The sequence below is a fragment of the Caulobacter sp. P1_D6 genome (genome assembly GCF_056406095.1).
In genome coordinates this window covers 62,597-76,826 of the sequence record NZ_JBFUAW010000028.1, presented here as the reverse complement: position 1 = coordinate 76,826, position 14,230 = coordinate 62,597, and the positions used below count along the sequence as shown (strand labels likewise).

At 69.0% G+C, this 14,230-nt stretch carries 11 protein-coding genes; 5 read left to right on the top strand and 6 right to left on the bottom strand.

Annotation, left to right across the window (positions count from 1 at the left end; genetic code table 11):
- From AC1DYP_RS16490 to AC1DYP_RS16475, 4 genes are all read left to right on the top strand, one after another.
- On the top strand, positions 1–336 hold a 336-nt coding region (locus tag AC1DYP_RS16490), incomplete at its 5' end, for an EF-Tu C-terminal domain-related protein (RefSeq protein ID WP_477047243.1).
- 171 nt (positions 337–507) lie between these two features.
- Positions 508–939 (top strand): DUF5071 domain-containing protein, encoded by a 432-nt coding sequence (locus tag AC1DYP_RS16485; protein WP_477047242.1) that lies wholly within the window; start codon positions 508–510, stop codon positions 937–939.
- A gap of 101 nt (positions 940–1,040) precedes the next feature.
- Positions 1,041–2,120 carry a serine hydrolase domain-containing protein gene (locus AC1DYP_RS16480; RefSeq protein ID WP_477047241.1) on the top strand — a complete coding sequence of 360 codons (1,080 nt, stop codon included), beginning with the start codon at positions 1,041–1,043 and terminating at the stop codon, positions 2,118–2,120.
- A 65-nt stretch (positions 2,121–2,185) separates the two neighbouring features.
- On the top strand, positions 2,186–2,683 hold the full coding sequence (locus AC1DYP_RS16475) for a thermonuclease family protein (RefSeq protein WP_477047240.1): 498 nt from the start codon (positions 2,186–2,188) through the stop codon (positions 2,681–2,683).
- On the opposite strand, the gene AC1DYP_RS16470 is transcribed toward AC1DYP_RS16475, so the two are convergent.
- The 5 genes from AC1DYP_RS16470 to AC1DYP_RS16450 all read right to left on the bottom strand — a co-directional run bounded on the left by AC1DYP_RS16470 (position 2,680) and on the right by AC1DYP_RS16450 (position 9,473).
- Entirely contained in the window at positions 2,680–3,180 is a 501-nt protein-coding gene (locus tag AC1DYP_RS16470) for a GNAT family N-acetyltransferase (RefSeq protein ID WP_477047239.1), read from the bottom strand. The genes AC1DYP_RS16475 and AC1DYP_RS16470 overlap by 4 nt on opposite strands.
- Positions 3,177–6,314, bottom strand: coding sequence for an efflux RND transporter permease subunit (locus tag AC1DYP_RS16465; RefSeq protein WP_477047238.1), 3,138 nt, complete (start codon positions 6,312–6,314; stop codon positions 3,177–3,179). The genes AC1DYP_RS16470 and AC1DYP_RS16465 overlap by 4 nt, the downstream gene beginning before the upstream one ends.
- Positions 6,314–7,390, bottom strand: coding sequence for an efflux RND transporter periplasmic adaptor subunit (locus AC1DYP_RS16460; protein WP_477047237.1), 1,077 nt, complete (start codon positions 7,388–7,390; stop codon positions 6,314–6,316). Before AC1DYP_RS16460 ends, AC1DYP_RS16465 begins: the two co-directional genes overlap by 1 nt.
- The gene (locus tag AC1DYP_RS16455) at positions 7,387–8,892 is read right to left on the bottom strand and encodes an efflux transporter outer membrane subunit (protein ID WP_477047236.1); all 1,506 of its coding nucleotides are present in this window, start codon (positions 8,890–8,892) and stop codon (positions 7,387–7,389) included. The genes AC1DYP_RS16460 and AC1DYP_RS16455 overlap by 4 nt, the downstream gene beginning before the upstream one ends.
- Before the next feature lie 62 nt (positions 8,893–8,954).
- The gene (locus tag AC1DYP_RS16450; protein WP_477047235.1) at positions 8,955–9,473 is read right to left on the bottom strand and encodes a MarR family winged helix-turn-helix transcriptional regulator; all 519 of its coding nucleotides are present in this window, start codon (positions 9,471–9,473) and stop codon (positions 8,955–8,957) included.
- Between the two features lie 653 nt (positions 9,474–10,126).
- On the opposite strand from AC1DYP_RS16450, the gene AC1DYP_RS16445 reads away from it, so the two are divergent.
- Positions 10,127–13,132 carry a TonB-dependent receptor gene (locus tag AC1DYP_RS16445; protein WP_477047234.1) on the top strand — a complete coding sequence of 1,002 codons (3,006 nt, stop codon included), beginning with the start codon at positions 10,127–10,129 and terminating at the stop codon, positions 13,130–13,132.
- A 45-nt stretch (positions 13,133–13,177) separates the two neighbouring features.
- Here the strand turns inward: AC1DYP_RS16445 and AC1DYP_RS16440 are convergent, their stop codons facing one another.
- Complete coding sequence (locus AC1DYP_RS16440; RefSeq protein WP_477047233.1) at positions 13,178–14,230, bottom strand: phosphotriesterase family protein; 1,053 nt, start codon at positions 14,228–14,230, stop codon at positions 13,178–13,180.

The following is a 14,230-nucleotide window of genomic DNA, read 5'->3' as shown; positions in this document are numbered from 1 at the left end:
CGCGAAGACGTCGAGCGCGGCCAAGTGCTGTGCAAGCCCGGTTCGATCACCCCGCACACCAAGTTCGTGGCCGAAGCCTACATCCTGACCAAGGAAGAAGGCGGCCGTCACACCCCGTTCTTCACCAACTACCGCCCGCAGTTCTACTTCCGCACCACGGACGTGACCGGGATCATCAAGCTGCGCGAAGGCGTGGAAATGATCATGCCGGGCGATAACGCCGAGCTGGACGTCGAGCTGATCACCCCGATCGCCATGGACCAAGGCCTGCGCTTCGCCATCCGCGAAGGCGGCCGCACCGTCGGCGCCGGCGTCGTGGCCAAGATCGTCGAGTAGTTCTCGGCTTTCTGACTACAGCTGATCCAAGCGAAGGCCCCGGAGGAAACTCCGGGGCCTTTTGCTTTGGGGGCTCACCCCCTTGCCCCCACCTGACCGCTTCGCGGTCTGTCGTGGCGAGGGGGCGGAGGCATCTGGTCGTCATCGCCGGCGGGGTGATAGAGCTCGACCATGACGGATGATCTCGCCGCTCTGCTGCCCCAGGATAAGCTGGACCTGCATGCCGTGGCGCGGGTGATCGAGCGGGGCTACCCGGCGGTCGAGCCGTTGCTCCCCGAACTGCTCACTTGGATGCAGGACCTGAACTGGCCGGTTGCTCAGGCCTTGCGGCCTTTCCTCGCTTCGATCGGAGCGCCCTTGGCGCCGCACATCCGACCGATCTTCGAGACCGACGACGACCTCTGGAAGTACTGGATCGGCATCTGCGTGGTCGCGGAGTCAAAGTCGCTGACATTGGCGCTGAAGCCCCAACTCGAGAAGGTGGCGAAGGGGCCGACCGCGGGCGAACAGGAAGAGCGTGTCGATGTCCTGGCCCGAAACATCCTGCAGCGACTGGCCCGAGGCGGCAGCGAAAGCGTCAACCCTTGGGTCAACGACGCCTAGTGCCCCAAGCCCGTCGGCATTACGACACCTTAAGGTGACCCCGCCAGAACCAGCCCCTAGCTTGACCAAGGTCTCGCCTGGAGGCCCGACTGGGGACCTCCATGTTCGATCGACGCGACGTCCTGCTGGCCGCCGCCGGCCTGGCCCTGGCTCCCGACGCGGCCTTCGCCAGGCCCCTGGGCCGCGACAACCCGCTGGTCGACGCCTTCGTTAAGGACCAGGGCTTCAACGGCGTGGTGATGCTGGGCAAGGCCGGCAAGCCGACCTATGCCCGCGCCTTCGGCATGGCCGATATCGAGGCGGCCAAGCCGGCCACGGTCGACACGATCTACGCCATCGCCTCGATCTCCAAGTGGCTGACCTCGGTCACGGTGCTGAAGCTGGTCGAGGCGGGCAAGCTGTCGCTGGACGCGCCGATCACCACCTGGCTGCCCGACTATCGCGCCGACACCGGCGCCAAGGTCACCTTGCGCCGGCTGCTGTCGAACTCCAGCGGCGTGCCCAACGGCTTCACCCCGGCCCTGAAGGCCGATCCCAGCCTGCTGACCACCGACCTGCCGACCGGCGAGGCGGTGAAGCGGTTCTGCCAGGGCGACCTGGCGTTCGAGCCGGGAACACGCTTCGACTACGTGCTGACCAACTGGATCCTGGTGATCGCGGTGATCGAGGCGGCGACCGGCCGTCCCTATCAGGACGCCATGCGGGAGATCACCCTGGACCGGCTGGGCCTGAAGGCCACCGACGCCAGCACGGCGACCGCGACCCTGCCCGGCGTCGCCGTGGGCTACGCCACCGCCGTCCCGCCCGCGCGGCGGCCCAACAACCGCCTGCCGTACATGGCCGCCGCCGGGGGCTATTTCAGCACCGCCTCGGACCTGATGAAGGCCGCCCACGCGATCTTCGACACCGGCTTCCTGACGCCGGCCTCGCAGACGGAGCTGCGGACCGTCGAGGTGGCCAGCGACAACTACGCCCTGGGCGGGCGGATCCGCACCCTGTGGGTGGACGGCAAGCCCTATCCGGCCGGCTGGGAGACCGGCAACACCGCCGGCTACCGCTCGGTGCTGGGCCATCGCTTCGACACCCGGGCCACCGTGGTGATCCTCAACAACACCAGTCTGTCGCAGAAGACCCTGGACCTGTTCGCCGACAAGCTGTTCGGCGCGGTCACGCCGGCCTAGCGGGCCGGGCAGGTTCCCGACCTTGCGAGAACACGTTATCCTGGCGGCGAAATCGGGGTGCTCTCTTGATCCGTACCAAGCTTGTCCTCTTGTCGCTGTTGGCGGTCGGCCTGGCCGCTTGCGAGCGGACGCCTGAACCGCCGGCCTCCATCCTGCCGCCGCCGGGCCTGGGCGACCGCGTGCGCGTGCTCAGCGCCGACGCCCTGGTGATCGACGGCAAGCACGTGCGCCTGGCCAACGCCTATGCGCCGCAAGGCGTGCCCGACGCCCGCTGCTGGGCCGAGGCCTCGGCGGCCAAGCAGGCCACCGAATGGGTGCGGTCCCGCATGCACGAGGCGCGCGAGGTGACCGTCCAGCCGACCGAGGGCTTCGACGAGTTCCATCGCGAACTGGCCCAGGTCAGCCTCGACGGCGTCGACCTGGGTCAGCAGATGTATGAGACGGGTCTGGCCAGTCGCCGCAGCGACGGTCGTGACAACCGCTTCCCCTGGTGCGAGCCGATCAGCGCCAAGGCCAAGGACGCTCCAGAGCTGGGCTCGCTGCTCGACAGCGGCAAGCGTTAGAGCGTCAGGCGGTAGAAGACCGTATCGACCGCCATGCGCGGGAAGGCGTCCGGCAGGGCTTCGGGCTCCACGCGGGCGAAGCCGTGCTTTTCGTAGAACCGATGCGCGGCCTGGAAACGGTCGGTCGTGCCCAGCCAAATCTCGGCCACGTCGCGGGCCCGGGCATGGCCGATCGCCGTCGCCAGCAGCGGTCCGGCGACGCCCACGGCGCCGCGAGCCTCGGGGCCGACGAACATCTTGCGCAGGGCCAGCGCGCGCCTCCCATTTTCCTGGGGGCCGATGTCCCTGAGCCCGATCGTGCCGACCAGCGCGCCCTTGCGCTCGGCCACCCAGAACTGCCCCGCGCCGGTCTGGTAGAAGCCAGGCACGTCGGCCAGGTCCGGCTGGTCGGCGGCGGTGATCGCCAGGCCGAACTCGCCGCGCTGGATCGACAGGATCAGCGCCAGCACGGCCGCGGCGTCGCCCGCCGCGAACGGACGGACGACGCCTGAAGTCACAGCCGGTCGACCGGCGACAGCGTCGCCCCGTTGGCCTCGCGCGGGGTGGTCATGCGCGAGAGCTTGGGGGTCAGCCAGTGCTCGATGTCGTCGACGATCTCGTAGACCACCGGCACCAGCACCAGGGACAGCACGGTCGAGGTGATCAGTCCGCCGATCACCGCCACGGCCATCGGCTGGCGGAACTCCGAGCCGGTGCCGATGCCGAGCGCGGTGGGCAACATGCCGGCCATCATCGCCAGGGTGGTCATGACGATCGGCCGGGCCCGCTCGTGGCAGGCGTCGACGATCGCCTCGCGCTGGCTCATGCCGGCCCGTTCCTGCTCGATGGCGTACTCGACCAGCAGGATCGAGTTCTTGGCCGCCAGGCCCATCAGCATCAGGAAGCCGATCAGCGACGGCATCGACAGCGACTGGCCCGTGACCAGCAGGGCCAGGAACGCCCCGCCGATCGCCAGGGGCAGGGCCGACAGGATGGTGATCGGTTTGAAGAAGCTGCGGAACAGCAGCACCAGCACGCCGAACACCAGGCCCACGGCCGAGAGCAGGGCGATGGCGAAGCCGGTGAACAGCTCGACGAACGCCTCCTGGTCGCCGGCCGTGGCCGGCGTGACGCCGGCCGGCAGCTTCTTCATCGTGGGCAGGTTGCCGACGTCGGTCATCGCCTGGCCCAGCTGGGCTCCGTTGTTGAGGTCGGCCTCGATGGTCAGCTGACGCTTGCGGGCGAAGCGGTCGATCTTGGCCGGACCCGCCTGGAACGACAGGTCGGCGACGGTGTCGAGCCGGGTCGAGCCGCCGCCGGCCGTGGGGATGCGCAGGGCGCCCAGGGCGTTGAGGTCGGCGCGGGTCTCGGCCGGCAGGCGCACGCGGATCGGGATCCGGCGCTCGCCCTGGGTCATCTTGGCGACGTTGGCGTCGATATCGCCCACCGTGGCCACGCGGGCGATGGCGGCGATGTCGGCGGCGCTGACGCCCAGGCGGGCGGCCTCGTCGGCCTTGGGCCGGATGACGATCTCCGGACCGCTGGGCGGCGAGGAGGGACGGGGATCGGCGACCGTGCTCAGGCCTCGCATCTCGCGCTCGACCTGGAAGGCCGTGCGTTCCAGCAAGGGTCCGTCCTCGGCGGTGAGGATGGTCTGGACGTCCGAGGTGCCCCAGTCGCCCAGCAGGTTGACCCGGGCGTCGGGGATCTGGCGCAGGCCCTCGCGGACCGCCTGCTTGATCTCCGTCACGGTCAGGTCGCGCTTGCCGTTCAGCACGATGGTGATGGTGGCGTCACGGATGTCGGCCCCGCTCTGGCCGCCCCAGCCGCTGCCGATGTTCGACCCGACCTGGGCGAAGACGTGGGCGGTTTCCGGACGCTTGCGGAACATGGTGGTCACCGACTGGACGGTGCGGTTCATGTCGGCCGTGGTCGCGCCGGGCGGGCCCTGGACCTTCAGATAGTAGAAGTTGGCGTTGGCGGCCGGCTGGAAGGCCGTGGGGATGAACGGCACCAGGGCGAACGAGCCGATCAGGATCAGAGTGCCGATGATCAGCGCCAGGATCCGGTGGTCCAGCGACCAGTCCAGCACGCCGCGATAGAAGCCCTTGAACGGGGGGCGCTCGTGGGCGTGCTTGGCCGGCTTGAGGAAGTAGGCGGCCAGCAGCGGCGTCAGCAGGCGGGCGACCACCAGCGAGAACAGCACCGCCACGGCGACGGTCAGGCCGAACTCCTTGAAGAACTGGCCGGGCGTGCCGGGCATGTACGACACCGGCACGAACACCGCCACGATGGTGAAGGTCGTGGCCACGACGGCCAGGCCGATGGCGTCGGCCCCTTCCATCGCCGCCGCGAACGGCCTCTGGCCGCGGGCGACGCGTTTCTCGATGTTCTCGATCTCGACTACGGCGTCGTCGACCAGGATGCCGATGACCAGGGTCAGGGCCAGCAGGGTCACGACGTTGAGCGAGAAGCCCATGATCGACATGAAGGCGAAGGTCGGGATCAGCGACACCGGCATGGCGATGGCCGTGATCAGGGTGGCCCGCCATTCGCGCAGGAACAGGAACACCACCAGCGAGGCCAGCAGCATGCCTTCCAGCAGGGTGTGCTCGGTGGCCGCGAAGCTGGCGCGGGTCTCGTCGACGGTCGAGAAGATCTTCACGAACGTCACGCCCGGCTGCTTGGCCTGCAGGGCCTCCACGGCCTTCTTGACGTTGTCCTCGACGGCGACGTCGCTGGAATCGCGGGTCTTCATCACCTGGAAGGCGACCACGGGCTTGCCGTCGAGGCGGGCGAAGCCGCGCTCTTCTTCCGAGCCCTGGCCGACCTGGGCCACGTCGGTCAGCTTCACATAGCGGCCGCCGGCGATGGGGATGGTGATCTGGCGCAGCTGCTCGACCGTGGTGGCCGCGCCCAGCACGCGCAGGGTCTGTTCGCGGCCGCCGATCTTGGCGCGGCCGCCGGGGGCGTCGACGCTGAAGCTGGCGAGGGCCTGGTTCAACTGGGGCGCGGTGACGCCGAAGCTGGCCATGCGGTCGGGATCGATGACGACGTTGATCTCGCGATCCACGCCGCCGACCCGGGCCACCTGGGCCACGCCCTTTTCGCCCTGCAGCGAGCGGGTGACGGTGTCGTCGATGAACCACGACAGCTCGGTCGCGCTCATGTTCGGGGCCGAGACGGCGTACGTGATGATCGGGGCGCTGGTGATCTCCAGGCGCTGGACGATCGGCTCGTCGACCTCGCGGGGCAGCTGCGAGCGGGTCTGGTCGACCTTGGAGCGCACCTCGTCGGTGACCTTCTGCAGGTCTTCGCCCAGCTCGAACTCGATGGTGGTGGTCGAGGCGCCCTGGACCACAGACGAGCGGATGGTCTTGACGTTGGAGATGCTGGCGATCGCGTCCTCGATGGGACGGGTGACCTGGGTCTCCATCTCGCCGGGCGCGGCGCCGCTCTGGGTGACCGTCACGGTCACGGCCGGGAATTCGACGTTGGGGAACTGCTTGATGGGCAGGCCCATGTAGCAGCCGATCCCGGCGATGATCAGGGCGATGAACAGGACCGCGACGGGGATCGGGTTCTTGATCGCCCAGGCGGAGATCTTCAGTTCGCCAGTCTTCTCCTGGCCAGGCTTTTGCTCGCTAGCCATCAGCGGGCGGCCTGCTGGGCGGCGGCGGGACGAACGGTGTCGCCGTCCGCCACGAACGACGCGCCGCCCAGCACCACGCGGGTTCCGGCCGGCGGGCCCTGGACCAGTTGAGCCCAGCCGCCGCCCTTCTGGCCGACCTTCACGGGGGTCTGGTGGGCGCGGTTGTTGCTGTCGACGGTCATGACGAACAGGCCGTCGGCCTCGTAGCGGATCGCGGCTTCGGGGATGGCCGTCACCGACGTGCCCGAGGCGCCGAAGGTGGCGCGGCCGAAGCCGCCGGGGCGCAGGTCGGGACGGACGGGCAGGCGCACGCGCACCTTGCCCAGGCGGCTGGCGCTGTCGACCCGCGGGCTGACCAGGCGCACGACGCCCGACACCGACTGGCCGCTGGGCAGGCTGACCTGGGCCGGCTGGCCGGCGCGGATGCCCGCCAGGTCGGCTTCGTTGACCTCGGCGTCCAGCTCGACCAGGCCGTCGCGGGCGATGGTGAACCAGGGCGTGGTCCCGCCGCCGGCGATCTGGCCCGGCTGCACGCCGCGCTGCAGGACCAGGCCGCCGACCGGGGCGGTGATGGTCATGCGCGAGACGCGGGTGCGGATCTCCTTGAGCGCCGCTTCCTGGGCCTTGGCCTGGTAGCGGCGGGTCTCGATCTGCTCCTGGCTGATCACGCCCTGGCCGTCGAGGCCGGCGACGCGCTTGGCCTCGGCCTGGGACTGGGCGGTGACAGCGGCCTGCTGTTCGACCTGGGCCCGCAGCAGGGTGTCGTCCAGCTGGGCCAGGGGCTGGCCGGCCCGGACATAGTCGCCCTCGTCGGCATAGAGGCGGGCGACCCGGTAGCCGGAGAGCTCGGAGCCGACGGCGGCCTCCTCGCGCGAGACCAGCAGGCCCGAGGCCTCGACCCCGCCGCCCAGCGGCCGGGTCTCGACGGAGCCGATGCTGACGGTGCGAGCCAGGGCGGCGGCGGGGGTCTTGGGAGCGGCTTTGTCCTTCTTCTCGCCGCAGGCGGTCAGGCCCGTCGCGGCGATCAGGATCATGGCGGCGAGCGCGGTGCGGGTCGTCATGGGGGAGGGTCTCATTTCGAGGAAACTTGGGTCGGGGCAGAGCCATTTTCGGCGAGATTTGGCGACCAGCCGCCGCCGAGCGCCTTGTAGGTCTGGACGGCGTGCAGCAGGGCGTCGGTGCGGGCGCTGGTCAGGACGGTGCGCGACAGGCGCCAGGACTGCTCGGCCTGCAGGGTGGTGGTCAGGTCGATCAGGCCCAGGCCGTAGCCCTTGCGGTTGGCCTCGTAGGCGCGTTCGGCCCGGGCCACGCCGGCGGTCAGCAGGGCGACGCGACGCTGGTCGGCGGCCAGCTGCAGCATGGCGTTCTCGGCCTCGCCGTAGGCGGTCTGGATCGCCTTTTCGTAGGCGATGGCGGCCTGCTGGGTGCGGGCGTCCTGGGCGTCGATATCGGCCAGCAGGGCCGGGATGTTCAGCACCGGGATCGAGACGTTGGCGCCGATCGTCCAGGCCGAGCTGCTGGTCGAGGTCTTGCCGCCGCCACCGCCGCCCGCGAACGGGAACGATGGCTGGACGCTCTTGGTCAGGCCCGCGCCGGGCGTGATGTTGAAGGTCGGCAGCAGGGCCAGCTCGTTGAGCTTCAGATTGCCGGAGGCGGAAGCCAGGCGGGCCTGGGCCTCGCGCACGTCCGGACGGCGGCCCAGCAGTTCGCCGGGGATCGTGGTGGGCACGGCCGGCGCCAGGTCCAGCTGGGCGTCGACCGGCAGGCTGGCCAGCGGATCGGTCCCGCGTCCGACCAGGATCAGCAGGCTGCGGCGCGCCGCGCCCAGCTGGGCTTCCAGGTTGGCGACCCGGGCCTGGGTGTCGGCCAGGTCGGCCTCGGCGCGGTCGGCTTCGGAAGTGGCGATCAGGCCGGCGTTGGCCTTCTTGGTCGAGAAGTCGCGCAGCGAGGTGTTGATGCGCTCGGTCTGGCGGGCGTCGTCCAGCTGCACGGCCAGGCCGCGCGCCTCGAAGTAGGACTGGGCGACATTGGCGGCCAGCGAGGCGCGGGCGCCTTCGTAGGCGAAGCGGGCGGCGGCGAAGTCGTTGTCGACCACCCGCATGCCGGCGCGCTTGCGGCCGAACAGGTCCAACTCCCACGACACGTCGAAATTGGCCGCGTAGTTCTCGCTGTCGCCGCCCTGGGTGAAACCGGCGGCGCCGCTGCTGTCGAGGATCTCGGTGTGGGTCTTGCTGGCGCTGCCGGTCAGGGGCGTGCCGGGGATCCAGATCTGGCGCACCTGGCCCTTGCGGACGGCGCGCGCCTCTTCCAGCCGCGCGGCGGCGGTGCGGGCGTCGGGCGCCTTTTCCAGGGCCGTCTCGATCAGCTGGGTCAGCTGCGGATCGTTGAAGCTGGTCCACCAGTGGTCCAGGTCCGCCTGGGCCGCGCCGGCGGGCGCCTCGTAGGCGGCCGGCAACTGGGTGTTCGGCGTCGGGCGCGGGGTGTTCACGCATCCGGCCACGGCCAGGCCCGCCAGGCTCAACGCCAGCAGGGAGACCCCGGATCGGAATGGCCGAGGGCGCCCGCGCTCTCTGGTCATGGTTTCACTCATCGACAATCACCTGCAGGCGCGACCGAAGGGGGAGGACGGTCGTGGTTATTTCAACAATGGGGCCCGGGGCCCGACGACGATGGAAGGCCGGCGACGGCGCCGTAGACGTCAACCACCTGATCCAGGAAGCGCTCGATGACCTCCCGCTCGGCGGGGGCGAGGCCGGCGATGACGCCCTCCAGCCCGTCGATCATCGGCGCCAGCTGCGCGAAGGCCCGATCGATCGAGGCCTCCACCGGCACGACGCAGACCTTGCGCCGATCCTGGGCCCGTCGCTCGCGCGCGACATGGCCGGCCCGCTCCAGGCGGTCGACGATCTGGGTGGCGGCGGCGGTCGTCACCTTCAGATGCACGGCCAACTGGCCGGGCGTCATCGGGCCGGTGTTCAGAAGCTGCTCCAGCGCGGCCATGTCGGTGACGTTCACGCCCAGGCTCTCGCCGATCTTGCGGCCGATCTGGCGCGTCAGCATTGAGATGGTCTTCAGGCGCTGGCCGATCGGGTCGGTGGGCACGTGCGACGTGCGCCATCGCGGCGAGCCGGGCGCTGGACTGGGATCGTGCGTCGTCATGGACGCGACCCATATTGTTAAGTGACTTAATAGTCAAATTGCTTAGCGATATGGTCGAGCGTGTTGAAGCGCTCGCCGCGCGCCGGTCCGTCAGGGCGCTCATCGCCAGATCCCCAAGAAGGCGGCCGCCCGACTAACGCGACCGATCATCGTTCGTTCAATTGGGGACGAGGGCGGCGGGATGGAAGGGCGTGGCGGCAACGCTTTTTCTCCTGCCGGCGATGGATGACATGCGCATGCGTTCGCATCCGCTTTCTTGGGAATGACGAGCGAAGCTTCGGCTTTGCGACAGCGGCGCGGCGATTATTTCGCGGACCCTCGCCGCCCGGCTGTCCCCGAGCGCGACGCGATGCGCGGTTGACGCGGCGTCAAAACATACCGCATCATCGAAACAGATGTTCGACTCCCAAGTCGGACGTTCGCTCGCGCGGAATGGCGGGCATTCAGTCAAGCGTTTCTAGTACCCGGCCTAGGGGGATCCCACGGTTGTCGGCTCGCGAACACGCATCTTCAATTTTCGAAACGCGCCGGCGTGGCGACGTGGCGGCGCTAGCCGTCGCGCCGGCTGACCGGCGCGCGAGGCGGGCCGCCGACTAGCTTTCCCGAAGCCCAAAAGACCTGCGTTCAAAAAAAGCAGCACGGGAGGGAAGACCATGAAGAAAGCGATGTTCCTGCGCGGGGCCTCGGCCTTGACGCTTACGTTTTGCGTGGCGGCCGGCGCCGCCCACGCCCAGACAAGGCCACCGGGGGATCAAGGGCCGACCACGGTCGAGGAAGTCATCGTCACCGGTTCGTTCATCAGGGGCACGCCCGAGGACGCCTCGCTGCCGGTCGACGTGATCGGCATCGAGGACCTGCAGAAGCAGGGCTCGCCCTCGACGGTGGAGATGCTGAAGGCCCTGCCGGTCTCGAACGGCGTGCTGGGCGACACCAACCAGTTCGACAGCCGCGCCCAGGGCTCGGAAGGCTCGGGCTCGGTCAACCTGCGCGGCCTGGGCTCGCAACGCACCCTGGTGCTGATGAACGGTCGGCGCCTGGCGATCAACCCGCTGGCCGCGGCCGGGGCGGGCATCGTCGACACCAACATCATTCCCAGCGCCGCCATCGGCCGGATCGAGGTGCTGAAGGACGGCGCGGCGGCGACCTACGGCTCGGACGCCATCGCCGGCGTCGTCAACTTCATCACCAAGAAGAACTTCAACGGACTGGAAGCCGGGGCCGACTACCGGTTCATCGACGGCTCCAAGGGCGACTACGGCCTGAACGTCACCTACGGCAAGGTCTGGGACAAGGCCAACATCCTGGCCGCCATCGGCTGGCAGCACCGCTCGAAACTGGGCGTGGCCGACCGCGACTGGGCCAACCAGCCCTATCTGACCAATCCCGAGGCGGGCTGGTCGGCGGCGGGCAACCCCTCGACCTTCATTCCCGCGGCGGCCTCGACCACGGGTTTCCGCGATCCCAGCTGCACCAGCCTGGGCGGCTATGCCGGCTTCAGCGGCCTGACCCCGGTCTGCTACTGGCACTACACGCCGTTCGACAACCTGGTCGAGAAGCAGGACGCCATCCAGATGTACGGCGAGGTCAACGCCGAGCTGTCGGAAAAGACCAAGTTCCACATGGAGGCCCTGTACAGCCACACCGACGTTCCCGACTGGAACACCTCGCCGTCCTACGCCGCCCTGGCGGTGCCGACGTCCGAGGTCGCCGTCGCCCCCAGCCTGACGGGCCGCTACTACGTGCCGGCCAACAACCCCGGCCTGATCGCCTTCATGGCCGCCAACCCGACCATCGTCACCACCAGCCTGGTGACCGGCGCCCAGACCACGGTGCCTTCGGCGATCCTGGCGGGCGGGGCGATCAACGCCGCCAACCGGCCCTACGGCCTGGGCGGCAATCCCGCCTTCGGCTACGGCCCATCGATCGGGGCCCGCGCCTATGACGCCTACCGGGTGTCGGGCGACCTGTCGGGCGAGTTCGACAACGGCATCGGCTGGGACCTGGCCCTGACCTATTCGCAGGAGGTCGGGATCCGCACGGGCTACGACACCCTGGTCAACCGCTACCAGCTGGCCCTGCGCGGCCTGGGCGGTCCGCGCTGCGACACCGACGCCGCCACGCCCGGAATCCAAGGGGTGCCCGGGGTCAATGGCTGCCTGTTCTACAATCCGTTCGCCAACGCCATTCCCGGCAACGCCATCACCGGCGTGGCCAACGCGGGCTACAACCCGGCCCTGGCCAACAGCGAGGAAGTCACCCGCTGGTTCTTCCAGAAGCTGACGACCAAGCAGGCCTCGCGCCTGTTCGTCGGCGAGGCGGTGCTGAACGGCAAGACCAACATCACCCTGCCGGGCGGCGACATCGCCTGGGCGGCCGGGGTGCAGTACCGGCGCACCTACTTCAAGTCCGACTACAACGACATCTCCAACGCCCTGATCAATCCGTGCGTCAACACGCCCGACTACGGCGTGACCAACTGCACCGGCTCGGTCCGCAACGGCCCGTTCATGTTCCTGGGCGTCAACACCCCGGCCGACAAGCAGAGCGACATCATGGCCGCCTTCGGCGAGCTGTCGGTGCCGATCACCGAGGACCTGCAGATGCAGCTGGCCGCCCGCTACGAGGACTATGGCGGGGCCACGGGCTCGACCTTCAACCCGAAGGTCGCGCTGCGCTGGCAGGCCACTTCGTGGATGGCGCTGCGCGGCTCGGCCGGCTCGACCTTCCGCGGTCCGCCCGACCCCCAACTGGTCACCTCGTCGATCACCTCGCTGCAGAGCATCCTGGGCGTGTTCCGCGCCGTCGACATCTACGGCAATCCGAACCTGCAGCCTGAAGAGGCCGACACCTTCAACGCCGGCGTCCTGTTCAACAGCGGGAACTTCAAGGCTAGTATCGACTACTTCCAGTTTGACTTCGAAAAGCCGATCGTCGCCGAGCCGGTGGCGGGGATGGTCAACGCCCTCTATCCGAACGGCGCGACCGGGGCCAACAACTGCGGAAATCCGACCTATGCGGCCCTGCAGGCGCGGTTCACCTATTCCACCAACTGCAGCACGATCTCGTCGCTGGCCCGCCTGAAGACCTATTATGTCAACGGACCGTCGATCAAGAATTCGGGCATCGACTTCTCGGCCGACTATATCTTCGAGGACGTGATCGGCGGCGACTTCCGGCTGGGCGCCAACGCCACCTACATCGCCGAATACAAGGTCGACGCCCAGACCGTCGAAGGCGTGGTGGTCAGCCCGGCGTTCGACGCGGTGGGCCTGCTCAACTACCAGACCATCGCCGTGCCGATCCCGCAGTGGAAGGGCGACGTCTTCGGCGAATGGACCCGGGGGCCGCACAACGTCCGCCTGACGGTCCACTACATCGACAGCTACACCGACCAGCGCACCGCGCCGTTCGCGGCCGGGGCCTACAAGGACTCCACCGGCGCGCCGGTGCAGGTGGCGGCCGGCAAGACGATCGACACCCAGATCCTCACCGACCTGGCCTACCGGGTGTTCCTGCCCTGGGACACCACCCTGACGGCGGCGATCACCAACGTCTTCGACCAGGATCCGTCCTACGCCCGCCTGGACCTCGGCTACGACCCGTTCACCGGCGACCCGCTGGGCCGGACCTACAAGCTGGGGATCAGGAAGAAGTTCTAGGCCTGCGTTTGGCCGAGGGGAGGGGCGGCTCAGGCCGCCCCTTTTTCAGGCCTGGCGCGGGCGGATGGCGAAGGCCTTGGCCGGATTGGTCTCGAGCAGCGTCTTGATGTCCGCCGCGCCGAAGCCCTTGGCGCGCAGGGCCGGCACGAACGCGTCGAAGATCACCTCATAGCTGCGGGCCTCGCCGCCGCGAGGCTGGCCGACATTGTACCAACCGGCGTCCTGCGACACGAGCACGTGGTCCAGCAGGCCTTCGTCGCGCATGCGGGTCACCAGCTCGACGTGCCGGTCCATCGACTTGGCGTCGATCCCGTCGAACTCGATCCAGGCGCCGCGTCGCGCCGCCGCGATGTGGTTGGCGACGTCCGGTTCGTTCTGGGCGTGGATCCAAATCCAGGCGGACGGATGCACGCGTTCCTTCTCCAGGATGTCCAGCTGCTCGAACGCCGACACGGCAGGACCGGTGTGGGCGCCGATGACCAGGCCGGTCCGCTTGTGGGTCAGGGCGCCGGCGCGGATCAGCTTGCGCTCGACCTCGCTCAGCGGGCCGCCGTTGAAGCCCAGCTTGATGAGGCCGGGCCGGACGGGCGTATTGTCGATCCCGTCCATGGCTTCCAGGAACCAGCGCTGGGCCAGGGCCTCGGCGGTTTCGGTGAACACCCAGGGCGGCAGGTGGGTGTTGTCGAAGGCGGCGTAGTTGCCGGTCACGGTCAGGATGTTGAGGCCGCTCTCGCGCGACAGGAGCTCCAGCAGGATGACGTCGCGACCGAGATACGCCGCCGTGGCGTCGATAAAGGTCCTGCAACCCAGCCTCTTCAGGCGTTGGAGGCGAGGCAGGATGACCTTCACCACCTCGCCGCGATCATAGGGCAGGGGCGCCTTGGACCACTCATCGTACGTCTGGAAATTGGCCAGGATGTGCTCGTGCACCAGGGTGACGCCCATCGCGGCGGCGTCCATCCGGCCTCGAACGGTCATCACCTTCGGGACGACGTCGGGCAGGACTTCGTCCCGCAGGACACGGGCGCTTGCGCCGGCTCCGACAAACAGACCCCCGGCGGCGCCGAGGATCCCCTGAACCACGTCTCGTCTGTGCAT

Coding starts and splice junctions, on each gene's coding strand:
- AC1DYP_RS16450 (WP_477047235.1), bottom strand. CDS start 9,473: ATGACGACGCACGATCCCAGTCCAGCGCCCGGCTCGCCGCGATGGCGC.
- AC1DYP_RS16480 (WP_477047241.1), top strand. CDS start 1,041: ATGTTCGATCGACGCGACGTCCTGCTGGCCGCCGCCGGCCTGGCCCTG.
- AC1DYP_RS16445 (WP_477047234.1), top strand. CDS start 10,127: ATGAAGAAAGCGATGTTCCTGCGCGGGGCCTCGGCCTTGACGCTTACG.
- AC1DYP_RS16460 (WP_477047237.1), bottom strand. CDS start 7,390: ATGAGACCCTCCCCCATGACGACCCGCACCGCGCTCGCCGCCATGATC.
- AC1DYP_RS16455 (WP_477047236.1), bottom strand. CDS start 8,892: ATGACCAGAGAGCGCGGGCGCCCTCGGCCATTCCGATCCGGGGTCTCC.
- AC1DYP_RS16465 (WP_477047238.1), bottom strand. CDS start 6,314: ATGGCTAGCGAGCAAAAGCCTGGCCAGGAGAAGACTGGCGAACTGAAG.
- AC1DYP_RS16485 (WP_477047242.1), top strand. CDS start 508: ATGACGGATGATCTCGCCGCTCTGCTGCCCCAGGATAAGCTGGACCTG.
- AC1DYP_RS16440 (WP_477047233.1), bottom strand. CDS start 14,230: ATGCACAGACGAGACGTGGTTCAGGGGATCCTCGGCGCCGCCGGGGGT.